The organism is Sphingobacterium thermophilum, assembly GCF_039541675.1.
GTDB classification, from domain to species: Bacteria; Bacteroidota; Bacteroidia; order Sphingobacteriales; family Sphingobacteriaceae; genus Sphingobacterium; species Sphingobacterium thermophilum.
On record NZ_BAABGR010000006.1, the window covers coordinates 113,471 to 137,528 of the forward strand.

At 41.3% G+C, this 24,058-nt stretch carries 22 protein-coding genes; 7 read left to right on the forward strand and 15 right to left on the reverse strand.

All coding sequences use genetic code 11. The features are described 5' to 3' along the window. Positions 1-22: 22 nt before the first annotated feature. The 4 genes from ABD873_RS02555 to ABD873_RS02570 all read right to left on the reverse strand — a co-directional run bounded on the left by ABD873_RS02555 (position 23) and on the right by ABD873_RS02570 (position 2,698). The gene (locus tag ABD873_RS02555; protein WP_039053922.1) at positions 23-532 is read right to left on the reverse strand and encodes an FUSC family protein; all 510 of its coding nucleotides are present in this window, start codon (positions 530-532) and stop codon (positions 23-25) included. Positions 533-599: 67 nt separating this feature from the next. Continuing rightward, positions 600-1,151 (reverse strand): CPBP family intramembrane glutamic endopeptidase, encoded by a 552-nt coding sequence (locus ABD873_RS02560; RefSeq protein ID WP_345064217.1) that lies wholly within the window; start codon positions 1,149-1,151, stop codon positions 600-602. Between the two features lie 94 nt (positions 1,152-1,245). Beyond that, positions 1,246-1,380, reverse strand: a complete 135-nt coding sequence (locus ABD873_RS02565) for a hypothetical protein (RefSeq protein WP_345064220.1) — start codon at positions 1,378-1,380, stop codon at positions 1,246-1,248. Positions 1,381-1,747: 367 nt separating this feature from the next. Further along, entirely contained in the window at positions 1,748-2,698 is a 951-nt protein-coding gene (locus tag ABD873_RS02570) for a helix-turn-helix transcriptional regulator (RefSeq protein WP_345064223.1), read from the reverse strand. Between the two features lie 121 nt (positions 2,699-2,819). On the opposite strand from ABD873_RS02570, the gene ABD873_RS02575 reads away from it, so the two are divergent. The 5 genes from ABD873_RS02575 to ABD873_RS02595 all read left to right on the forward strand — a co-directional run bounded on the left by ABD873_RS02575 (position 2,820) and on the right by ABD873_RS02595 (position 7,258). Beyond that, positions 2,820-3,926 (forward strand): FAD-dependent monooxygenase, encoded by a 1,107-nt coding sequence (locus ABD873_RS02575; RefSeq protein ID WP_345064226.1) that lies wholly within the window; start codon positions 2,820-2,822, stop codon positions 3,924-3,926. 28 nt (positions 3,927-3,954) lie between these two features. Next, positions 3,955-4,923: a quinone oxidoreductase family protein gene (locus ABD873_RS02580; protein WP_345064229.1), complete on the forward strand. Its 969-nt coding sequence runs from the start codon at positions 3,955-3,957 to the stop codon at positions 4,921-4,923. A gap of 223 nt (positions 4,924-5,146) precedes the next feature. Then, positions 5,147-5,908, forward strand: a complete 762-nt coding sequence (locus ABD873_RS02585; protein ID WP_345064232.1) for an SDR family NAD(P)-dependent oxidoreductase — start codon at positions 5,147-5,149, stop codon at positions 5,906-5,908. A gap of 41 nt (positions 5,909-5,949) precedes the next feature. Next, positions 5,950-6,327 (forward strand): DoxX family protein, encoded by a 378-nt coding sequence (locus ABD873_RS02590; RefSeq protein WP_345064235.1) that lies wholly within the window; start codon positions 5,950-5,952, stop codon positions 6,325-6,327. Positions 6,328-6,337: 10 nt separating this feature from the next. Then, the gene (locus ABD873_RS02595) at positions 6,338-7,258 is read left to right on the forward strand and encodes a helix-turn-helix domain-containing protein (protein ID WP_345064238.1); all 921 of its coding nucleotides are present in this window, start codon (positions 6,338-6,340) and stop codon (positions 7,256-7,258) included. 142 nt (positions 7,259-7,400) lie between these two features. Here the strand turns inward: ABD873_RS02595 and ABD873_RS02600 are convergent, their stop codons facing one another. Beyond that, positions 7,401-7,688 carry a hypothetical protein gene (locus ABD873_RS02600; RefSeq protein WP_345064241.1) on the reverse strand — a complete coding sequence of 96 codons (288 nt, stop codon included), beginning with the start codon at positions 7,686-7,688 and terminating at the stop codon, positions 7,401-7,403. Positions 7,689-7,990: 302 nt separating this feature from the next. Between ABD873_RS02600 and ABD873_RS02605 the strand changes: the two genes are divergently transcribed. Both ABD873_RS02605 and ABD873_RS02610 read left to right on the forward strand, forming a co-directional pair. Continuing rightward, complete coding sequence (locus tag ABD873_RS02605) at positions 7,991-8,737, forward strand: hypothetical protein (RefSeq protein ID WP_345064244.1); 747 nt, start codon at positions 7,991-7,993, stop codon at positions 8,735-8,737. Between the two features lie 228 nt (positions 8,738-8,965). Then, entirely contained in the window at positions 8,966-9,544 is a 579-nt protein-coding gene (locus ABD873_RS02610; protein ID WP_345064247.1) for a DinB family protein, read from the forward strand. Between the two features lie 455 nt (positions 9,545-9,999). On the opposite strand, the gene ABD873_RS02615 is transcribed toward ABD873_RS02610, so the two are convergent. The 10 genes from ABD873_RS02615 to ABD873_RS02660 form a co-directional block, all read right to left on the reverse strand. After that, on the reverse strand, positions 10,000-13,071 hold the full coding sequence (locus tag ABD873_RS02615; RefSeq protein WP_345064250.1) for a DEAD/DEAH box helicase family protein: 3,072 nt from the start codon (positions 13,069-13,071) through the stop codon (positions 10,000-10,002). Between the two features lie 137 nt (positions 13,072-13,208). Then, positions 13,209-13,643 (reverse strand): hypothetical protein, encoded by a 435-nt coding sequence (locus ABD873_RS02620; RefSeq protein ID WP_345064253.1) that lies wholly within the window; start codon positions 13,641-13,643, stop codon positions 13,209-13,211. 11 nt (positions 13,644-13,654) lie between these two features. After that, positions 13,655-14,062: a helix-turn-helix transcriptional regulator gene (locus tag ABD873_RS02625; RefSeq protein WP_345064256.1), complete on the reverse strand. Its 408-nt coding sequence runs from the start codon at positions 14,060-14,062 to the stop codon at positions 13,655-13,657. Positions 14,063-14,065: 3 nt separating this feature from the next. Then, positions 14,066-14,590 carry a hypothetical protein gene (locus ABD873_RS02630; RefSeq protein WP_345064259.1) on the reverse strand — a complete coding sequence of 175 codons (525 nt, stop codon included), beginning with the start codon at positions 14,588-14,590 and terminating at the stop codon, positions 14,066-14,068. Between the two features lie 45 nt (positions 14,591-14,635). Then, positions 14,636-16,042: a DNA methyltransferase gene (locus ABD873_RS02635; RefSeq protein WP_345064262.1), complete on the reverse strand. Its 1,407-nt coding sequence runs from the start codon at positions 16,040-16,042 to the stop codon at positions 14,636-14,638. After that, the gene (locus ABD873_RS02640) at positions 15,999-17,600 is read right to left on the reverse strand and encodes a DNA methyltransferase (protein ID WP_345064265.1); all 1,602 of its coding nucleotides are present in this window, start codon (positions 17,598-17,600) and stop codon (positions 15,999-16,001) included. Before ABD873_RS02640 ends, ABD873_RS02635 begins: the two co-directional genes overlap by 44 nt. 12 nt (positions 17,601-17,612) lie before the next feature. Then, complete coding sequence (locus tag ABD873_RS02645; RefSeq protein ID WP_345064268.1) at positions 17,613-18,182, reverse strand: transposase; 570 nt, start codon at positions 18,180-18,182, stop codon at positions 17,613-17,615. Positions 18,183-18,195: 13 nt separating this feature from the next. Continuing rightward, entirely contained in the window at positions 18,196-21,042 is a 2,847-nt protein-coding gene (locus ABD873_RS02650) for an SNF2-related protein (RefSeq protein WP_345064271.1), read from the reverse strand. A gap of 274 nt (positions 21,043-21,316) precedes the next feature. Continuing rightward, positions 21,317-21,460: a cation transporting ATPase C-terminal domain-containing protein gene (locus tag ABD873_RS02655; protein ID WP_345064274.1), complete on the reverse strand. Its 144-nt coding sequence runs from the start codon at positions 21,458-21,460 to the stop codon at positions 21,317-21,319. Beyond that, positions 21,420-23,831: a cation-translocating P-type ATPase gene (locus ABD873_RS02660; protein WP_345064277.1), complete on the reverse strand. Its 2,412-nt coding sequence runs from the start codon at positions 23,829-23,831 to the stop codon at positions 21,420-21,422. Before ABD873_RS02660 ends, ABD873_RS02655 begins: the two co-directional genes overlap by 41 nt. Positions 23,832-24,058 lie beyond the last annotated feature (227 nt).

A 24,058-nucleotide genomic window follows, 5' to 3' on the forward strand; every position in this document is an offset into this window, starting at 1 on the left:
GAATATTTAGGGATACGGAATACTAATACGGTATTCCGTATTTTTTTTTCAGGGGTCTGAAGATCATGGAGGTGAGGACCACGATGAGCAAGCCTATGATACAGCCTAAGGCTACGGTGCCGAAGCGGAAGAAGGGGGCCTCTACCCAAGAGGTGTCATGGGGCTCCACCATGATGATGAGCAGGGCAACCAAAGCTACGCGTGCCATGTTCAGCACTTTAAAGAGGCGACATACGACGATGGTAAGCAGGATACCAAACATAATGGTGTAGATGGTGGGCTCAACGAAGAGCAACAATCCTAGTGCTACAGCAGAGCCGATAAAGTTGGACTTGAAACGCTCTAATGACAACCTTCTCGTGTCTTTTTCCTCCGGAGATATCACCAGAATAATGGAAAGTAAGGTCCAGAAGAGTTCTAATTCAGGAAAATAGACGTACAACTGATAGCCTATCAAGAAACCTATAAAGCATCTTATGGCGTAGATAAGAACAGGAGAAGAAACGATGCGTTTGAGTATAGTATCCAGCATGAAGAAGGTCGATTTGACATCAAAAATACAAAATCTTCTCTACGCCCGAAAAGAATACTGTTTCCTCTTAGACTTGGGGCTGTAAGCGTTTTCGTCGTAGCCATAGCCCTATAGCCAAATAAAGTAAAGACGTGATGATACCGCAAATCGGAGAGATGAGGATTTCTTTGCCTTCCGAAATATGGATATGTCCGTCAAGGATGAGATGGTTGACCACGGAATCTTCGACGGCATGAAGTATGATGACCGGCCATAGGGATGCTGTAATCCTGAAAAGTTCGACAAACAGCACGGACCAGCAAGTCATGGAAGCTACAGCAACAAAAGCAAAGGTTATCTTATTTACGGGAAGAATTTGTTCAAGCATACTTTCGGGAAGGAAATACATATAATAAGGCCAGTGCCAGAATCCCCAAATGCCTCCCACGATAAGGTATATCCATCTGTCTTTTATTTCTAGCTGTATAAGTTTATCCGCAAGATAGCCGCGCCAGACCGATTCTTCGAAAATGTTTTTGATGAAGTTGGGAAGGAGGGAGGAGCCCAGCACCCCTAGATAGAGAGAGGTAGAGAAGCCGCTTGTGTCTGTCCATCCGCATACTTTGCCGAGAAGGACCATGAGCAGTGTGACTGTGGGAAAAGCGAAAAGACTAAGTAAATACCAAGCTATATTTTGTCGGAAAAGCGGTCTTATTTTAAGGTTGTGCCACCCCTCACCAAGGAAAAGCCGCAGAAAAAGAACCGTAAGTAAAGGCAGCACCAGCCATATCCCACATTCCTATTTTACCCCAAAGCTTGTGGGTTTTGCTGAACTTTCCCGGACGAGGATTCTTGCCGAATTTTTTCAACGAAACCGGTATAAGGTTTAGACGAATATACTTTATTTACTTAGCACCACTAAATTTATTGTCTATCACTAAATTTTGTGGTGAGCAGCTACCCTTAATCAGAGCTTATCAAACGTCCCAAAGTTGCAGTTCACAAAATTTATCAAGTAAAAAATCTGCCGATGACCTATGGTTTCATAGATAGAATGTCCTTTTTTGTTTTCGTCTTATGCAGGGAGAGTGTAAGATTCTGTCCTTTGTAGTGGTAGGTACCGGATAGAACTTCTAGATTGCGACTTGCTTTGGAAAAGGCAGTACTCGGCATTTAGAAATGATATTGTAAATGCTACGAATTCAGATAAAATCGTTTTATGAGTAGTAGCTTTTATTATCGAAACTGACTGCTGTATTTTTTGGGTTTGAGACCTATATGTTGTTCGAATACGCGGGTGAAATGACTGAGATTTTCAAAGCCTAGGGCATAACCTGTTTCTGATACGGAAAGTTTTTCTTCGCGCAACAGACGGGCAGCCTCCGTCATTCGGAGATGCTGGTAATATTCGTATATCCCCAATCCGAAAATCTGCTTGAAAATATTGCGCATCTTCAGTTCGTTCATTCCTGCCAGCTTTTTCAATTCGTTTATCGGTTGAGGTTGAGACAGGTTGGAAGCTATTCTGTCACGCACTTTATAGATGGATAGTATATCTTTTTCACTGAGCTTCAGATTAGAGGCATTTTTATCACGATGGGTAAGACTTTCAAAGAGATAATAGAGAAGTTCCATCGTCTTCAGCTTATAGAAAAAATCTTCCAATCCTTCCGTTTGGCGGTTTGAAATGATTTCGTTGACCGTACGCAGGATGTCGTCACTCATGATTTCTTCTATCAGAAAATGTTGATCCTTTCGGGTAAGGAAAGGAAAGTGTTCTATATCGCTTTTAAGAAAACTTTTAAGGTAATCGATATCAATGATTACGAGGACTACGTTGGCATGTGTTCCTTCTACGAACGTGCTGTTATGGGACATGGTACAGGGCAAAATTTTTACGTAGGGTATTTGTATGTCTTTATGCCCTTGGGTAAGGGCTTCACAGCTGATGATGTTATGGAAAAATATCCGGATGTTGTTCCTTATGTTTTTAGGAGGTACGGTGCGCCTTTGGAACGTTTTCTTTACGGAATACGCTCCGGCAAAGACAGCCAGTTCGGGCAAAAAAGTGAATGCCTTCTGGAATTTGATTTGGAAATTCTCTAAGGAGGCATCGTCCATTTCGTACCCTATTTCTTTAGCGAAATCTTTAAACAGCTTTCTGTCACATTCGGTTTCGTTTATCATTTTTCGACTATTTTTAGTTGTTGTACGACTATTTTGAACGTAAATGTATGAATAATTTTGACTCGTAGAAATTCAAAAAGCTCCAAAAGGAGTAGTCTTGTTAACTCAAAACATAGAAAAGATGAAAAAGCGCGTTTTAATTTCTGGGGCAGGCTTTGCGGGCTTGACCTTAGCTTTTTGGCTAGACAAGTTTTGTTTTGATGTGACGGTAGTAGAGTATGCCAACGGTCTGCGAAGAGGTGGTTCGCCTATTGATGTGCGGGGAGAAGCTTTACATATCGTTCAAGAGATGGGGCTTTTGGATAAGATTAAAGCCAAGGAGTTTATACATTCTGACGAGATGGTTGATGCTAATGGAGAGACCTTGGTTCGTTTTGCGCTGAATGCCCAACCGGAATATCTGGGAGATATAGAAATACATCGTGGTGATCTGTTGGATATTCTTTATGAAGCTATTCCTAGGGAGCGTGTGAAGATTCTTTTCGGCACTAGCATTGCCTCCATGTCGGAGGAGAGCGATGGTGTTGCTGTAGTTTTTGAGGATGGCAGCTCCCAGCATTTCGATTATGTGTTTGGTGCTGATGGCACTCACTCCATGGTGAGAAGGCTCATCTTTGGGGATGAGAAGCAATTTTCTAAGTTTTTTGGAGCATACTTTGCCTTTGCCGAAGTGAATCAGGTGGATAGTGGTCGCCCTAAAAATACGGGGGTATTTTACCGCACGCTAGGCAAGCAGGTGCTGCTCTATCAGTTTATGAACGGAGCCAACGGCGTTTTGATGTTCCGCTCTCCAAAATTGGACTGGGACTTTAGGGATAAAGCACAGCATAAACAGATCTTGCATGATGTTTTTGGGGAGGTTACGGATTGGAAGACCCAAGAGATATTGGAAGCTATGCTTCTTTCGGATAACCTTTATTTTGATGAGGTATGTCAGATACATGTTCCGGAGTGGCACAAGGGAAGAGTCGCCTTGGTCGGAGATGCGGCGCATGCGCCTAGCTTCTTCACAGGTATGGGGACGAGCCTTGCGATGATTGGTGCTGCTAGACTTGCCAAGTCGCTAATTGAATATGGAGACCACCATACGGCATTTGCACGGTATCAGGACATACACAAACCGTTTGCAGAAGAGATACAGTCCCGCATCGTACAGGGACAGCGGTATCAGCTGCCAGAAACCGAAGAGGAGCTGCAGGCCTCCATCGATAGATTTAGAAAAGGATAAGAAGTGATTTATTAAAAAATAAGAACATATGAGAGCGGCAGTAGTATATCAGAAGGGACAACTCCCTAAATACGACTCCGATTTTGCAGAGCCGAAAATACAAAATGACGATGAAGTCATCCTTACTGTTAAGGCTTCAGCCATTAAAAATTTGGATAAGCTGAGAGCCAGTGGCAACCATTACTCGATGAAGAAGATTGACGGACCTTTTGTGGTGGGTACGGACGGTGTGGGAGTCTTGGAGGATGGCAGAAGGGTGTACGCCATAGGCAATAAGGGTATGATGGCGGAGAAGGCTATTGTCAGCAAGGATAATATGTTGGAGCTGCCGGAAGGTATCAGCAATGCTGTTGCCGCCGCCCTTCCCAATGCGGTCATGGGGTCCGGCTTGGCCTTGCGTCTCAGAGCCCAATTAAAGGAGGGCGAGGTGGTACTAATCAATGGTGCTACAGGCGTTACCGGAAAGCTGGCCATACAGATGGCCAAACATTATGGAGCCAAGAAGGTGGTCGCCACAGGACGTAATGCAGAAGTGTTTGATGAGCTGCATAGTCTTGGCGCCGATGAAATAATTCCGCTGAATGGGGATGCCACAGCATTTGTCGCTGCAGTGAAAAGAATACATGCGCAGACCCCTATAGATGTGGTGATAGATTACCTGTGGGGAGTCACTGCAGAACAGATCCTAACAGCACTGTCCGGCAATATAGGTTATTCGCACCGCACGCGCTATCTTACCGTGGGAGCTCTTGCCGGAGACAGTATTGTATTGTCTTCCTCGATCTTACGAGGTACAGACATACAGCTGTTGGGCTCAGGTTTAGGCACCTGGACCGACGCTGAGCTGAAACAGTTTTTCTCCGAGATTCTTCCCGAAACATTTGTACTTGCTGCAGAGGATAAGCTGAAAATAGATATTCTGGAGTACGACTTGGAAGATGTGGAAGACGCATGGACAGCAGATGGGGGAGGAAAAAGGATAATTGTTCAGATTTAAATATAAAAAGATGATTGGGAAGGAGCCCATCATTGTTTGGAAAGAGAAGATAAGATTATAGATGCTTTGCCATACAGGTGTGCATCATAAAAATATAGGAAAAGCTATGCTGGCGGCAGCTATATTGATTCGATACGACTACAAATAGGAGTGATGGGACTAAAAATGCCTTCTATTTCACCAATATTTTTGCTTATCCGTTAATATCTAAATTTTGATTACTATGAGTTCTATAAACAAAGTAGCCCTGATAACAGGTGGTAGTCGTGGCATCGGAAGAGATATAGCTCTCCGCTTAGCAGATAAGGGAATAGACGTCATCATCACTTACCATACGCAGCGTGAAGCAGCAGAAGAGGTGTTGCGTCTTGTTCAAGAAAAAGGAGTAAAAGGAACCATATTTCAGCTGGATACCAGCAATGTAAAGACTTTTGATGTTTTTAAAGAGCATCTGTCGGCCTATCTGCTGCAAGAAGGGTATTCCGCGCTGGACTATCTAATCAACAATGCCGGCACGGCGCTATACGGTAGGGTAGAACAGATTACTGAACAGCAGCTGGATGATGCTTATAACATCCATTTTAAAGGTGTATTTTTCCTCACACAAAAATTGCTACATCTGTTGAATACCGGAGGAGGTATAGTAAATATTTCTTCCGGTCTTACAAGACTTACCTTTCCGGGGTCGTCGGCATATGCGTCAATCAAGACGGCAGTAGAGACTTTTACTCGATATCTGGCGAAGGAGTTGGCCGACAGAAAAATCAGAGCAAACGTTGTCGCTCCGGGAGCTATAGAGACTGACTTTGGAGGAGGACGTACGCGGGACAATAAGGAGATAAATGAGCATATTGCTGCTCTTACGGCCTTGGGACGTGCCGGACTGCCTTCGGATATAGGTGGGGTAGTGGCCTTCCTCTGTTCGCCAGATGCTTATTGGATCAATGGGCAGAGGATAGAAGTGTCCGGAGGGCTGGCACTATAAAATATTGAGTTTTACGATGTTTTTATAAATTAAATTATTTCATGGATAACAGATTTGATATTGGATTGCTTGTTTTACGTTTAGGTTTTTGTAGTTTGATGATTTATCATGGAGTATCTAAGTTGCCGTTGCTATCTGATCCGAGTAGTTTTCCAGATCCTTTAGGTGTCAGTCCAACCGTTTCGTTGGTACTGGCACTGATAAGCGAGATTATAGCACCAATACTTGTTATTCTAGGACTGAAAACACGCTGGGCCGTGTTGCCAATGATTGTTACCATGATTGTCGCTGCCTTCCTTGTGCATGGCAGCGACTCCTTCGCCAAGAAAGAGTTGGCCATTCTGTATTTTTTGGTTTTTATAGCTTTATTTTTTACTGGAGCGGGGAAATACGCATTTGACGAACCCAAAGAATCCTAACAGGTAAACCATGAATAGAATAGACCCATATCCTGTAAAGACTATTCAGGAATTCCATCGGTTGCATGGATTGTCTCAGCCATCCCATCCATTGATTAGTGTGGTGAGTTATCCCGATCTCCACAGAGACAATTACGGCAATATCGATAGGCTTCTGTTGGGTATCTATGTGATTTCCCTGAAAAGAGGTGTCAACAAGTTGTACTATGGCCAACAGGAATACGATTTTGACGAAGGGGTTTTGTACTTTATGGCTCCGGGCCAGATGCTGAAAGTCAACCATTCCCTGAACGATGCTTCGGCACGTTCAGGGTGGTTGCTTCTCATCCATCCTGACTTTTTGTGGAATTCTCACCTGCTCAAAAGCATTAAGCATTACGACTTTTTTGAGTATGATGTCCATGAAGCCCTCTTCCTATCGGACAAGGAAGAAAAGATTTTAAACGACATCATTGCAAATATCAAAAACGAATATTCCGCCAATATAGATGCTTATAGCAAGTATATCATTCTGTCGCATATTGAAACTTTGCTGAGCTATTCCGAGCGGTTTTACAATAGACAGTTTATCACACGCGAGAAGAAACACCACGACCTGTTAGATAAGCTTAACCATATTTTGGAAGATTATTTTAAGGACTCTTCCGTGATTCTTAAAGGCTTACCTACTGTGCAATACCTCGCTGAGGAGTTGCATGTGTCGCCCGGCTACCTCGGAAAGATGTTGCGTATGGTTAGCGGACAGAGTACACAGCAGCATATCCAGCATTTTATCATAGATAAAGCCAAAGAACTGCTTTCCACTACAGACCTCACCGTAAGTGAGATCGCGTACTCCTTAGGCTTTGAGCATCCCCAGTCGTTCAGCAAGCTGTTTAAGGTGCAGACCCATCAAACTCCTCTTCAATTTAGAAAAAGCTTTATGGCATAGTGGAGATAAGATGCGGTACCCGTAGGATTCCAGGATTCCGCCGTCCTTCAAAAGCATGTAGATAATACTTTTAATTTCCATAAAATCATTTTTTATATTTATCGTGCTATTTCCTCAGGAAATGGTCTTCGTATGGAGTATCCTAAAGAAGTTTGTAATGATAAAAGTAACATGCGGTATCATAGAGCTTAACGGTAAGATGCTTATCTGCCAACTTAAGGATATCGTTGAGGGTAAGTTCTTCAGGGTTGTTGAAACGGGAGATAAAGGTGTCATTACCCATGGACAAGGCCCTGTACATACCGTTTACATAGAAGCTGGATGAGGTGATTTCTTTCATGTGTGCGATTTGTCCGCATTCAAACCTGGCCTTAATGTTCTTCAATGCATCTTCCAGCTTTTCTATATTAATGTTTACCTTTTTACCCATAATCGGTTTCCCGCCTTTGTGGGCGTGCACTTTGTGGGTATCTGGCGGGCAGAAAAGACCGATGGGAAAGGCATAGCTTCCAAGATGATTGGAGGAGAATAACCCTTATTTTTATACATACAAAAGGAGGTATTAACCTCCTTTTGTTTTTTTGCGATAAACATGACCTTGATTTCCATACGGAAATTTAGTATATTATAAATCTACCTAAAGATTGATTCCTTAATTTACAGAAAGGCAATAAGTTGAAATTGGGGATACCGAAAACCATAAAGAGTAGGTATAACTTAATATGAGACGTTATGGCCCTGATAAAAGTAGGAAGTATCAATGATTTTTCGGTTTGTGCCAAGCCGGATGTGCTGTTAAGACGAGGAGCTCTTCGTTGTATAGGAAGGTTTAACGAGTTGGAGGCAGCCTCTCTGACTATAGAACCCGATTCTTTTGAACTTAGTCTGTCGCCCGATGAGAGAGGCATTACCTTGAAAAACATCACGCTGCGTGAGGGGTTTGAAGGCTTTTTGGCCAATCTCTTTGACGCCACGCAGGAAGTATATTTTGTGGCGTGGGCTTGGGATCTCAGCGGCGAGAAGATAAACTACTATCCGGGGGAAGGGATAGAGGCCAAAGATGTCATCATCCCCATGAAAGTGGGGCGTTTGCGCGAATTTATAGGAGAAGGTATCAACCTTTTTCCTAAGCGCAAGGTCAAGGGCGGCATTGCTCTACGCATCCAGCTCTGGGAATGCGACCAGAATATGCGTACCTTCGGGAAGGTGGTGGGCGACATTGCGAATATGATGCAGAACTCTCAACTCAGCCAGCTGTTCCATCTTATCGCTACAGCAACAGGAGTGACAGCTTCGACAATATCCCTCATCAAGGATGCCGCCATAGAGCTTGGTAAAGTGGTAAGTCACATATTGCAGGCCAACGGTGATGACTATGTGGATTTCTTTGAGGGCTATTATCCCGCAACATCGGAATGGAGCCCGGGAGATGAAAGTTATGAAGGTAACTCATCGATGATCACCTTACGCCGATATTGAAAGGAGGGGAACCTCCTTTTCGCATTTATAATGTGATATTCCTTTTTAACTTTAGCAATAACTTCCTAAGCTTTCCCTTTTATTCAGAGATTTTTGACATGGCGTGATAATTTGTTTTATATACCTTTATGTTTAAAACAAATAATTAATTTTTAAATAAAATTTTTGAAATTTACAGTCACAATTTGCCTTTATGTCCCGTTCTATATATTAATTACCTATTGAAAAATGATAAAACCTAATAACACAGAGACTACCAATGACTTGGCTTTGGGCTTGCTTCTTCAGTTTGATAATGCGTGGCAGCAGCTGAACCGTCACCTTCAGGGTTTGACTTTGGAGGAATGCTTGTGGCGGCCTAACGACCATGGGGGAGGTGTGAGGGGATTTGATGATTTCAGGCATGAAGGCTCTTTCCTGCCGACGGATGGTGGGGAAATGGAGGTTCCGAATATAGCATGGATTACTTGGAGGCTGGACTGTTGGTGGTCTCTGGTCATCAACCATTCTTTTGGTGACGGCACGTGGAATCACGAAAGTATAGAGTGGGTACCTTCGGTAGAGTATATACGGTGGAGGATGGAGAAGTTAAAAGATATTTGGTTGTCCCATCTTTCTGGTATGACAGCGGAAGCTTTGGAGGCTAAAGACCTTTCCCGCTTTCCGATGTCGGACCGCCCGTTTCGGGAGGTAGTGGTATGGCTTAATGTGGAGCTGATGAGGAGTGCTTCAGAGATTGGACTTATGCGTTTTGTGTACGCCAACCGAGGTAAAAAATACGAAAGGTTGGCAGAGCTTAGCGAATAAGGCGGTATCAGTATGTGTGGATGTACTGCCTGGACAGCTGTAGGTTTGAGTAATCCTTACTATTTTCATCGCATTTACTCTTGCCCTTATTTCTAAAATGTTGTGTATAGGGTTGGTGTTACGACAAATTCGTGTAATCGATTTTTGTCGTACCTCCATTGTATACAGTCTTTTGTTGGAGGAAATTTGTCCTTTGGGGTTGGGGTAGATCAGCTTATGTATTTACTAAGGCATGTTTTGCTTTTTTGGTCTTTCTGCTATCTTATTTCCATACTTTGATGAAAATACTGCCGCTTTAGTCTCTGAATGCTTACTTATCAGGGATAATGAAAGGTAAAATCAAAGTAAAAAAAATATATGCCCGCAGAGCGGGCCGGAATACGTTCATTTTGCTTATAAAGGAATGAAGGGGGAAGTTTCTTGGTGTGGAGGAGAGGTTTGTAAGATACTGAATCTTATTTTAGTATCTCCCCAATATAACTATCCGCATCCTCATATTGAAAGTACACGTGGTTTTTATGAAACTCATCTTTGCTTATTCCTTTAGCCCAATGGATTTCCATTAGTTTGGTGTTGGATATTATATACGAATCCAACTCTATTCCCGAACCGGCAACTTGAGGTTGAATTTTTTCTTTCAATACCTTGAAAAACTGAATTTTTGGGTCGTTTATTCCTTTGGAATTGCGGATTCCTTTTGGGTCAATAAACTTGATTTTCTGTTTTTCGCCCTCAATTACCCATAATATAAAATCGGGATAAAAGTTATTGCCATCGGTGAAGAACCCTAATCCTTTTTTACTTTGATTTCTCAATACGTGCACTTCTTTACCTTCTAATAATGCCGGTTTTGATCCTACATACGTAATCAAATCATCCAAAAATTGTCGCTCGGAGGTATCCAAAGGTATTGGACTAACTTGTAGTTTTTCCTGATAACCCTTTCCTACATAGACCAATGGCTTGTACAAATGCAATAGATTGTCGAATGCAGAAACTTCATTTCCAATAGTTATCTTTTTAAATTCAGGATCAACAACTTCTGTTTTTAACTTTTCTATCTGAGCTTGATATTGTTCAATTTCTTCCTGCGTATTTAATCTGAAATCGTATTCCAAAACGAAATTGTCATCAGAACCATTGAGCTTGACAACTTCTATATGATCTGAGCTGAACTGATTTTTATAGAATAGATAAAACTGTTCAATGTATTTTTTCAACAATGCAATGGCTATCTCCTGCCAAATGCGAACGTTGGAATATTCATTGAATTCTAAAATATGCTGCGGTATCAAGAGGTTGTACCAGGAAATTTCTTGTAAAATTGTTTTTAAGGCATCTAATTCAATGCAGAGATTATAATATCCTTTGTCTGCCTTAAAATTTTGAATGTCTAAATAGATTGCATTCCAATCCAATAAGGCGCGATGGGCATCGTTTAAATATCCTTTATGTTTTTCAATGGCTGTACCGGATTTTGTTTTTTCCAATACATCAATCTTGGGATACCAATCGACCTCTACCAAACGATTGTGAAACAAATCTGGATTGTAAGTAAGCGGCAGAATTACCTTTTGTTTGAAATTCTCCGAATCATTTACTGCAATGAGCTTTAATTTATTTTGTTGAACGATTTCTTTTTGAATAGTCGGGACTTTGATGGAAATCCACGATGAGTCATTCTTGGGCAAGCCTTCTTCTTCCAAGAATTCTTTAAACTTCTCCATATAATCGGCTTTTACACCAAATATTTGGAGTGTTTCCAAATGTCTCAAATAGGGTCTTAACTCCCTTATATTAGAAGGTTTCTGGTAATCATCTAACTCTGTAGAACGTTTCAATGAATAATAATACCCCTTCAAACGTACACCACGCCCGAACAATTGAATGATTTGTGAACCTTCACTTTTTCCCACATTCATTAGGCCCATTGAGGAAACACGCCAGGAAGACCAACCTTCAGTGAATTTTTTAGAACCAATCAATAAATTGATGGTTGAATCATCATCATTTATTTTCTTGAACAAAGATTCCGAAAAATCCCGCTCGGTTCCTAAAACATCATTTTCTACGGCCAATTTATACAAGGTGGTTTCGTCCCCTACATTGATGACACCGAAATAATCATTATTGCCGACACGAAGCCCCAATTCGCCCTCTGCGCCCTTTAAATTATCCAAATAGAGATTAGCACCTATGGTCGTATTGTTGAATACCAGTTCGTTGATTTGCTGGAATATAGTTTCAGCATCCAATCCTTGCTTATGCAGATAAGAAAATGATGCTTCAAAAATGGAATTGCCGTTTTTGTCCACCAATCCAGCTTTGTTCTGCACCACCGAATCGATTTTCTGAATAGAAATGGTTGGATTTTTCAGGAAATCAGTCAGGAAATAAATAATCTCCAATACATCCGAAACCTCTTTTCCGCCTTCTTTTCGTACGGCATTTACTTTTCCTCCTACAAAAATCCAAAGGGGTTTATGCAATAAAAAATCTCTTAAAACAAATTTCTGCTCCTTGTAAATCAATAATTGCTGATAAAAGGAAATGAGATTGGCCGTTAAATAAAGGTTGCGATAACTTTTGTCGTCATCTTTCAGATTAAGAATACGATAATCCTTACCATAGCCGTCTTCATAAAAGTATTTGTAGCTGTAATCGAACAGGATACTCTTGGTATATTCTTGCGTAAATTCAGCCTTCTTAATACCTGACGCGGCATTGATGGCTTGCCCAAAGGTTGCGGAATATTCAAATGCAAAACCTGTTTCGCTTAGCTTATCACGAAACTTCTTCCAGGTATCCCCCGACATGCCCCCGTGACCTTCGTCTATCAAAACTAAGTTATCGGTCTCGAAACTCTCTACAGCTACAGTTTTGTCTCCACTATTTTCAGCAAGCTTAGTAATCTCCAATATTTCCACCTGCTTACCGGAATACATACCGGAGTCATTTTTGGAAAAAATATTGGCACGTATATCCGACAACTTAAATTCCTCTAAATGCTGTTTGCTTAGTCCTTCATTCGGGGTAATTAACAATACCTTGTTTTGATGATGCTGATTATATAAGGATGCATAATGCAAATACTGCTTGATATTGACGTGCATCAACAAGGTTTTTCCGGAACCGGTGGCATTCCAAAATGCTAATTTACTAAGACATTCCAGTGTGAACGGTTCGGCAATGAAAATGTCTTTGGCTTTTTTCTTACCAACGTTCTTTTCGGCTTGTTTCAGATTGAATTCTTTGACAAACTCATTTAGGTCTGCCAACAATTTCACTTTATTGCTGAAGTATTTATCCAGATACACTTCTGTGAACAGTAACGATAGGTATTGGAAATACTTCCAAACGATCGTCTCTCCTCTCTTATCGGAAATTTGATTGGTATAGCGCACAATATTCTCATCGTAAGTCTGCAACATCGTGGGCGTGAGATGTTCCGACTGGTAGAGATGACCGAGCAAGGTTTGCAGATATTTGGTATTGCCCTCTTCGGTATAACCTTCGTTGGAAGACAATTTTAATTCCGTAAAAATTTCTACACCGTTTTTGCCGATTATTTTTTACCAATGCTGTCAATCCCGAAGAGTGACAGCATATATTTATTTAAAACGAGCTTGTCGTGAAAATTAGCCATAGCGTAGAGAAAGAAAAATTAGAATTTGATGACGATATCCTCTTCAAACATTTTGTCCACATTAATCAATCCTAAGATCAACTGATTAAATGGCGTGTTTTTGGTATTGGCAAACAATACTCCTCTGGTGGTACCTACCGTAATCATTGCTAGATGTTTTCCAAATCCGCAAGGCAATACAATAGCATCCTCTTTTTTTAATTGTTTTTCAAATTCCGAGGATTCTACTTTAAAATAACAAGAAACCGTTTGCTTCACCATTGGGGCATTTTCTTTCGTTATGGTATAATCCATCGTAACACCAATGACGTGATTTTCTATATTTACCCCAAATCCAAATCCTACCTCTTGCTGTATAGGGCTTTCTTTTTCCAATACATTTTCAAATGTTGCAAACTGCTTTTCTTCAATTTGCACTAGCTTGAAAGGTATGGGTAATTGTTTGTTGCTCATCGCTAATTTAATTATACTGCAGTAGCTTCACAACTGTACTCTTTATAAAAAACAACATAATCGGACTCGTACCGTGAAGTGTTCAATATACACTTAGATTCTGCCGTCAATTTAGTATCTTTCATAGTTGGTACTTGGATCAATTCTATTCCTAATACCTCACTCAGCTTTCCTAATGTTTCCAAGGTAAAGTTTTCATTGCCCTTCACCCATTTATTGACCTGCTGGGGGCTTACTCCCATTTTTTCTGCCAAATCTTTTTGCTTCCATTGTAGTTCGTCTAAACGCTCCAATATTTCAAAGGCAATTTGACCGGAAATTTTAGTGTAGCTCTTTTTGGCTAAACGAGCTTTTGCTCTTTCTAACGTCTTGGTTTCTTCTTGGGAAACCAAAGCCAAAAATTTTTCTTTCTTTGTCATAGATTAATATTTTAAAAACTCAAAAAAGGAATCTTCATCAAATATTCCGTTTAACTTCAGGAAATCTTTCGCTTTTTCAAGTTTTCTGAGTTCAACTCTGGTGTGTTCTCTGTCCTCCATACAATGTTGACGCGGTAATTTTATAGCTCCGCCGGTGATAACAAATACATTTTCATCTATGCGTATCGCGTATAGGCGCAAACAGTTTTTCCTACCTTTCTGCGAGGACAAAACCCTGATTTGGTATTCACTGTTGCGTAATGGCTGAAAAAATTGTTCCAATTGGTCATCCCCTGATTCTGCGATTGCTATTAATTGTTCATCTATCTCGATGGCATCTTCCCGGATAAATGCTACATACTGTCTAATACTGTAATTGGGAGGAATGTCTTCCTTGTTTTCCTGTAAAAATGCCCTCACATATTCCGTATCCGTCCATAGTTCCAACAATCTGTCATACTCATTATCCACCTCTCCATCGTAATGGAAGGCAAATAATTTGTCTGCAAAGATAGGAACAATTTTCATAAAATCAACTTATAAGTTTATTTTTTACATCAAAACAAACTGCTTCTACAATTCCTCCACATTAAACATCTTCTTGAAAAAGGTTTCTTCGATGAGTTTGACCTTGAACTTATCTTCACCGGTACGGAAGTTTTGGAAATGGTGGTCGCCGTTGATGTAAATCTGGTCGAATTCTCGGGAGTAAACACTGTCATACAGTTTGCGGTATATCCTTAACACCTCTTCGTGGGTAGTGGTTTCGAGATTGCGCCAGATAACGAGGGTTTTAAGTCCTTCACGGGTTTTGCCTTCTACAAATTTGATATCGCCTACACGCTGTATCCGTTCTACATACAGGCCGATGAGATAATTAAAGGTCTCTACCAAATCTACTTTTGTAGGTACCAGCTCATTGTTTTCGGCGACCTTGAGCTGATAGTTGAAAGGATTGCGGAACATTTGGATGTTGAACAGGTGGTCGCGTGTTTCTACATCCAGCATATAGCGCAGTAGATACTCCTCCTGTGCGTGCTCGTCAAATTGGAGCAATGCCGCATTACTCTCTGCAGGCACTTGCAGGTTATTGAGTGTATCTTCGTACGACTCCAAGACCTGATATTTGAACATTTGTGAAATACCTGCTTTATCTTGTGGCTTGCCGTTTTTCCAGTTATCAGAATAGATTACTTTTTGGATACGCGGTTTGGTAACAGTATTGAAGTACGTACCCATTTCTACCAAGATGTATTTACGGTTGCCGCTATCTTCTCGATTGAGTTTGATGACCGCGTGACCGGTTGTGCCGGAGCCGGCGAAGTAGTCGAGGATTTTTTCATCATATTTAGTACATAATTTAAGAGTGTCTTTTACGGTCTCTATTGACTTAGGAAAGTCAAATAATTTTTCCCCTAAAATTTCTTCCAATGGTTTAGTTCCATAATGATAAGAATGATACTCTTTTTTAGTCCAGTGAGTTTTTATAACCTGACTTTCTCTTAATTTTTCATAAACTACATACTTATTACCTTCTTTAACAATTTCAATATTCCCTGCTTTCCAATATTGCATAAAAGTATCAGGTTTTGTCTTCCAAGTTCTTTCAACTCCTTGATCAGTTATTGGTAAAATTGCTATTGAATTTTCAAATTTTTCTATTGACACAACTTTTAAATCATTAGAAACATAAATTGGATAGAAAAAGTCAGGTTTGCTTTCACGCAAAGCATATTTACCATCTGTCAGCCTAATAAAATTTTTCCTTTTATAACTACCAGTTCTATCGAACAAATCAAATTTATCCTTTATGCTTTCATCTAATATTACATTATAAAAGTCAGAAATACTTTTATTTTTTGAATATGCAAGCATATACTCATTTGATGTGCCAAAAAACTTCTCTTGATTTCTACCTTCTGGTTTGTGAACTACGCTAATATTTGCTATAAAAATTTTCCCGTTCGTATAACAATTCAACTAATTCATTTAGTTTGAATAGCTCCAAATCATCTATTGCAATAAACAAAAATCCATTTTCTTGTTGAAGCATTTTTGACTTGATAAGTCTATTATGCATTAAGGACAACCAAGAAGAATGTTTAAATGAATTTTTATAGACTATTTCACTTGAATCTGTATTATATGGAGGGTCTATATAAATTGCTTTTATAGTATCCTGATACTTCTCCTGCATCAAGTTGAGTGCCTGGAAGTTTTCGGAGTTAATGAGTAAGCCGTTGCATTCTTCGTCCAGATTGTCGAACTCGCCTATGAGGCGGTCTTTAAACTCTTCGGAGAAGAATTTGGTATCCAAAACCAAATAAGGTTCAAATGCCAATTGTTCGGCTGTGGTAATGGTTACGTCAAACAGCTCTTTCCATTCCTGCAATTGAGCTTGGTTGGCTGCAATCTCCGGATAGTATTTTTCCGGAATTCGGTCGAGTGTAATGCAATAATTGGTGCTAATGACAAACTTCTTTTTGAGCCATAGCTTCTTTTGGAAATCTTCTATCTGTGCCAGAAAGGTAATAATCTTATCGGCTACGGTTTTGATGGCTTTAATTTTAGACAGCTGCGCCGTAAAGAATTCGGGTTGTCTGTCGTTGATGTCGTCAATATATAAGACTTCGTTTTTGATATAAAAATCCAGCTCGCGGCGCAAGAATCCGCCCAGGTCTTTATGGATAAAATAATCGAAGGTGTTGCGGGAAATAAAATCGTTGATATGTTTTTGCAATACCGTACGGTTTTTGTCTTTCTCCGTAGGTGCTTTGTCAAAAGCCAATGCAAACTCAGCGGGAACAGCTTTCACTAATACGTCAAAAGCCTCTTTTGCCAAATCGTCCTGCTTCACTGATTTTGGCTGTGGTTCGTAGGTAAAGTTGATGTACAATTCACCATTCACCACCTCCACCGGTTGCTCGGCATAAATGGCAAAACGGCGTTCCTTATCGCCCTGGGTTTTGTTGTTGTTTTGCTCGGTAGAGGCTTCTTTTAACTGAAAATGAACAGACTTACCATCTTTGAGTTTGAAGGTATAATTCTTTAAATATTCGGATGTTTTGATATAATATTGGTCGTGATTGGCCCAATGCAGTTTGACCTCCTCACCTTCGTAAGGAATGGCATAGACATCTTTTTTATATCGGCGCAAAGAGATAAAATCGCCGTCTTTGTAATAGCGTTTGAAAAAATTGGCCAAATGCGAAAACACCTCTTGCTCCAGGGCATTGGTATCGACGGCGTTTGCTAATTGTTGTCTCAGTGCAAGATATTTAGGCGAAGATTCTCTAACCACCCCTGCATCGTCCAAGGATTTGCCTACCTGTTCCAATTCTTTTTGGAGGGTAATGGAATCTTTCGTTTGGGTTTGTGCCAAAATGTTTTTAATGTCTTCAGGTAATTTACGTTCTATAAAATCCATTACTTGGCGGCGTTTTTGGTTCATAATGCGGTAAATACCAAAATCCAAATCCGCCTTATCCATCTCGAATATTTCTTTTAAAACCTTCTGTAGGTTGTCGTAGTTGTTCATTTTTATTTCAGGTTATGAATTTTCTTTAAATAAATCATCATTTTCCCAATTTTCGGGATTTTGTATAATATAATTTTGAATGCGATAGAAATCTGCCTCCGATTTTATGATGACATCGTAAAACCGGGTTTGCCATCCTGACGGAAATCCCATACGGTTGCAATGTTTGGTCACCGCCGATTTGTACGAACCCACAATGGTGGATAGGGTCGGTTGTGTTTGTTGTTGTAGGGACAGGGCATGCCCTGTCCCTACAACAACGTGCCCTGTCCCTACAACGTGCCCTGTCCCTACAACGGACCCTGTCCCTACAACGGGTGGTTTGATGATAATAATTCCGTGCACGTGATTGGGCATTACCACAAATTCGTCCAATTCGACACAGGGAAAATGATTTTTGATTTCGTACCACATGATATTGGCAATAATTCCTGAGGGGGAATATTGCATTTTGCCGTTTCTTATTTCTCCGAACAGATGCAATCTGTTTTTGGTGCAGATGGTCACGAAATAGGCTGCCGGGGTGGAATAATCCCACCATTTGGCTCTCGGCGATTTTCTATTTTTTAACCGTTGCATCATATCATTGTGTATATTAAACCAGTTCAAAAGAAATGGTAAATATTTCTTCTTCGGTTATCGTTCTGTTTAATTTGTTTTTTGCCTCTGCAATCATTTGATCACGTTGTTCGTTGATTTCATCTTCACGTTCAAACATTTCTCTTTTCAAACGCGAAACTTTTCTCTTGGTTTTGTTTAATTTCTCTTGCAGCTCAAGAACCTCTGCCGATGACAATCCCTCCTGCATAGAGGCTCTTGTTAATTCCCTTTCTTCTTTTTTGGCCTCCTTTAGTTCAGCCTCCAAAAAAGCGATTCTATCGTCGGCCCAATTGTGAAATTTCATAAACTCCCTTTGCATCAAGGCTGCATCGGTGTCTTCCAAATATTTTAATCGCTCTTGTTTGATTTTTGTATGTAAACCTTCTATCTCATCCAATTGGATTCTATGGTTACCTGGAAATACCTTGCTGTCCAAACTCAAAATAAATCGGCAAATCTCATCATTTAACTGCTCGTTGGCATCTGTTAATCCTGCAAAAATCAATACTGAGTGTGACTCTATTTCAGAAGACACATTTAACTGACTGACTTTGAGGAATCCTCTTTTGGACTGTAGATTTTCTAATTCTTGGTATTTCTTATTTTGACCGGAGAAGTTAAATTCCAAATGCGCCAAAGGAGTATGTTCTTTCTTGGCTTGCTCGATGAACTTTTGAGCAATTGGACCATTTAGCAACAGACGTTTGGCATCTTCTCTGTTTTTGTTTAGCGTGTATTTTTCACCATTGTCTAAAATGAAGGTGTAATCATCGTAAATAAACTTCGCCTTTTGATGCAGATAAAAGCGGATTAATTCCCACAACCATTTTTCGAATTTTTCTAAGAAAACCCTGGTTTCGGAAAGTGTTATTCTGAGGCGTTCAATTACAGGAACTTCAAAGTTTTCAAACAATATTGTTTGTACTTCTCTAATCGCCTCATCTCTCTCAGCCGCAAATTCTCTTTCTAATTGTTCAAAATAGGCATCAATTTCTTCTTTTGTTCTGCACTTTTTATAAACTTCAACAATGCGTTTCTCAAAATCAACACCGTTTTCAATTGTACCCAACACTTCATCCGAAGAACCGAAGACCCCTTCAAAGAGTCTGAATTTTTTCTCCAAAAGCTCAAATACTCTTGCTTCTACAGCATTGGAAGCATTCAAGAAGTTGACCACTACCACATCAAACTCTTGTCCATAGCGATGACAGCGTCCTATGCGTTGTTCTACCCGCTGCGGGTTCCAAGGTAAATCATAGTTGACAATCATGCTGCAAAACTGTAGGTTGATACCTTCAGCTGCCGCCTCGGTAGCAATCATAATTTGATATTGGTCGCTTCTGAAGGCATCCACCAGCGCCTGACGAATATCTACCGCTTTAGAACCAGTTATTTTTCCGGCATTTTTTTCGTCGGCCAACCAATCTTTGTAGATTTGACTGGACAATGCATCTGCATTATTTCCATTAAAAAGTAGAATTCTACCGGCATACTTTTCCTTGGATAAACGCTCAAAAAGATATTGTTGAGTACGTGTAGATTCGGTAAAAATGAGCGCTTTGTCTCGTGCACCGATTTCTTTCAGTTTAGCAAAACCCTTTTCAAGAGCGATTAATAAACTTTCTCCTTTTTGGTTATGTTCAATCCTATTCGCTAAAACCAAAAACTCCTCTAATTGCTTAATCTCGGCTTCAATGGCGATTTTATCCTCTAAAGTAATTTCGTTAAGTTCAGGTTCTTGCTCTTCTTCCTCTAATTCATCCTTTTCATCATCCAAATTTTCATATTCCGAAAGCAGAAGTTCATACAAATCATCCTCCACCACTTTGGAATTTTCCAAGAGCTGTTTAAGTCTTTTGATCAATGCCTCCAAGGTTTTACCAACTGCAAAAGATGAAGAACCCAATAATTTAAAAATCACAGACTGCATCAAGTGGCGTTGAGCAGCAGGAAAAGCGTATGTGTTTTCTTGACGAAGGTAATCCAGCACCTTATTGTATAAATCTTGCTCCTCTTCTGTTGGGGTGAATTGTTGTGTTATCGGAATACGTTCTCTATACGGTACAAATTCTCTCACATCACGTCTCAGCGTGCGATGTACTACTTGACTTAAGCGTTCTCTCAAACCTTCAATATCGCGACTGCCTGATTCCAATACAAAGTTTCTCCGAAAAGATTTTATATCCCCAAAAATTTCCGGATCGATAAAAGAAACCAAACCATACAATTCATCCAAACGGTTTTGCAAGGGTGTAGCAGTTAGCAAAACTTTTTTATAGTCTCGGATTGCATTCTGAATGGTTTTGGCTGTAACATTGCCAAACTTGTACACATTTCTCAAATAATGTGCTTCATCCAAAACCACCAAATTCCAGCTTGTCAACTGAATCTCTTCTGCCTTTTTTCGTGCAAATTGATAACTGCAAATTTTTATCGTATCCGTACTATCAAAAGGATTAACAATACCCGCTTTGGATTTTTTATTAAATGAAATATTATCTATTACTTCGGCTTTCAGATAGAATTTATCCACCAATTCATTCAGCCATTGTTTACGCAATGCCGAGGGACAAATAATCAAGATTCTCCTTTTCCTTTCAGCCCAGAATTGGCTTAATAAAATGCCCGCCTCAATGGTTTTACCCAAGCCCACTTCATCAGCCAAGATAGCTCCTTTGGAATAGGGAGATTTAAAGGCAAACAAAGCTGCTTCTACCTGGTGAGGATTAAGTTCTACTTTAGCATCTAATAATGTTGCTCCAAATTTTTCCGAACTATCGGAAGATGCTTTTTTTGATAGCTCGTAAGCGTAGTATTTGGCTTGGTATTTATTGATGGTCATTGTTATGTCTTACTTATAATTTCACTTATGCCACTTGAAATATATTTCCTCTTGTTTTCAAGTTTTACAAAAATAGAATTTAGTTAGACAAATGCGTTCTAAGATTCAGTTTATCTTCCGCTTGTTATTTTCCTCGCATGGCGCCATAGCCGTATGTTCTCATAGGCAAAATATTGCGCTTGATATGAGGTAAATCTTTCAATCATGAATTAAACGCTGTTTTTTGGAAGACAATCTTATCGAAAAATATTAAAAAATTGCATTGTAATCAAGGTTATTTTTCTTGTCGTCTTCTCTTCAGCGCCTTATAACCTTCAAACCAAAGTACCGACACGGCGGCTATGAGGATAGAAAATCCTAATTCTTGGCCACTTAGGCTATTCAGCTGGAAGAAAGCGGCAAAAGCGGGGACGTACAAGAAGGCGAAAAGTAAGGATAAGGTGACGCCAATGACAAGGGGGGGGGAAGAGCATGTTTCTGTTTTTCATGCTTTCGAATACGCTATATACAAAAGAGCGGTTTACCAGGCACAAGAACACGTTGGCGAAGATCATGGTGGTGAACACCATGGCACGTGTAGTCTCTTCGGGCTGTCCCTGATGTACGGCGTATTGGTACACGAATAAGACTCCTGCGGTGATGGCCACCCCTTGGATGATGCTGATCCCCAATTCGCGTATGTTGAGGAAGGTTTCGGTCATCTTGCGTGGCTTTTGGCGCATGGTATTTTTCTCCATAGGTTCGTTTTCATATACGATGGAGCAGGTAGGCCCCATGACAAGTTCCATGAAGATGACATGCACCGGCGTGAAGATATTGGGGTATATCCAGTTGAGAAGTACCGGCAGAGACACTGTCAAAATAATAGGTATATGTATCGATATTATGTATTGGACTGCCTTTTTGATGTTGGCGTAGATGCGTCTTCCGGCGGCTATGGCGGTGATGAGTTTGCCCAGGTCGTCGTTGGTGATGACGATTTGTGCTGCTGCTTTTGCTATTTCTGTTCCTTTGTTACCCATGGCCACGCCGATATGTGCGGCTTTGAGGGCGGGGGCGTCGTTCACGCCGTCGCCCAGCATGGCCACCACCTCGCCGTTTTCTTTCAGCGCATTGACGGTAGCCAGTTTTGCTTCGGGGAACATGCGGGTGAAGAGTGTCGTTTCACGGGAAATCACACCCAGCCTATCTTGTGGCAGCTGGACGACGTCGGCGCCATTTACCGCCATGCCGTCGTTTATGATGCCCGCCTGCTTGGCGATGGCGTTCGTCGTGTCGGCATTGTCGCCAGTAATGACTTTGACCTTGATGCCGGCATCGTAAATCTGCCGGAAAACCTGCTGGATGCCTGGCTTCGGAGGGTCGTAGAACACCGTAAACCCTAAAAATTCGAAAGCAAAGTCCTGCTGTCTTTGCGGAAAGCTGTCGCCTTCGAACTGTGCTTTGCCGACCCCCAAGAGGCGGTAGCCCTGCTTTCCGAGATCGCTGATCTTACGTCGCAACTTTTCTTTTTCAGAATCCGAAAGATTGGAAACTTCCAATAGTGCTTCGGGAGCCCCCTTGGCGGCGATGATGCGTGTTCCGGCAGCATCTTCGAAGATATGTGTCATCATGGGCGGCTTACCTTCCAGCGGGTATTCGTGGATCATACGGAAATCCTTAGGTCGGTCCTGCGCTTGCGTCTCTTCGTACACCCTGTGTATGGTCTTCTCCATGGGGTCGAAAGGGACGGGCTCGCTGCTCCACATGGCATTTTCGATTAGTTCCGACAGTTCGGGAGCGTCAAACGCATCGCCTTCGAAGATACGGTCGGTCTTATAGTCGTACAACGCCTTCAGCTGCATGGAATTTTCGGTAATCGTTCCGGTCTTGTCGGTGCAGATGACGGTAGTGCTGCCCAGCGTTTCGACCACGCTGCTGCGTTTGATGATGATACCTTCCTGCATGAGCTTCCAAGCTCCCAAGGCCATGAAGGTGGTGAAGGCCACCGGAATTTCCTCCGGCAGGATGGACATGGCCAGCGTCAGTCCTGTCAGCAGACTTTGGATGATGTCGCGCGACAGCCAGAAGCTGTAGCCCCATACCAATAGGAATACGGCGATGCCGATGGCAGCCATCCATTTCACGAAGCGCGTAATCTGAAGATGCAGGGGAGAAGCCTCCTCTTTGATGTCGTGGATAGACTTTCCTATTTTTCCCAGCTTGGTAAGGCTTCCTATCTGTTCTACCCTGAATACCGCCATGACCGATACTACGAGGGTGCCGCTATATACTTTTTTGTCTTCCGTATCCGTGCTTTTGAATACGGAATAGGTTTCTCCCGTCATCGCGGCTTCATTGACCGAAAAGTCGCTGCTGTAGACGATTTCTCCATCGGCATTGATCATCTTTCCCTCCTCGATGAGGCATAGATCACCCACAGCAATTTCGCGGGTAGGGATTTGCATGATCTTCCCTTGGCGGACGACCGTGCTTAGCGGCTCATTGAGCTTTTCGAGTGCTTCCAGCGCTTTCCTGCTGCGGCTGTCTTGATAAAAGGATATGCCTGACACAGCGATAATTGCCCCCAGCATGAATAAGGCTTCGGAGTAGTTGCCCACAATGACATAAATGATGGAAACGGCGATAAGCAGAAGCAACATGGGCTCCTTGAGGATGTCCAGCAACAGCGTGTACCAAGCACCCTTCTTGAGCTCTGCCGGCTCATTAAAACCATAGTTGCTGTGCGAAGCGTTCAGCTCTTCAGCCGAAAGACCGATTAAATCCGGAGGGATATTGTATGAAGGCATGGAATGACAGTATTTAATGACAAGTGAAAATTACTATTTTCTTATCAGAAAACCTTTGTGAAAAGCAGAATAATTTATTGGTTCTTGGTAGCGCTAAAGATGATTAGGGAGCCTGCTCAGGAAAGTTGCTTAATAGGGAGATAAATAACAACTACCGATGTTTTCATGGCTAAGCGTGCGCTCGAAAACGTCGGTAGTCGGTAAATGGATTTTCAGCAATATGTCAG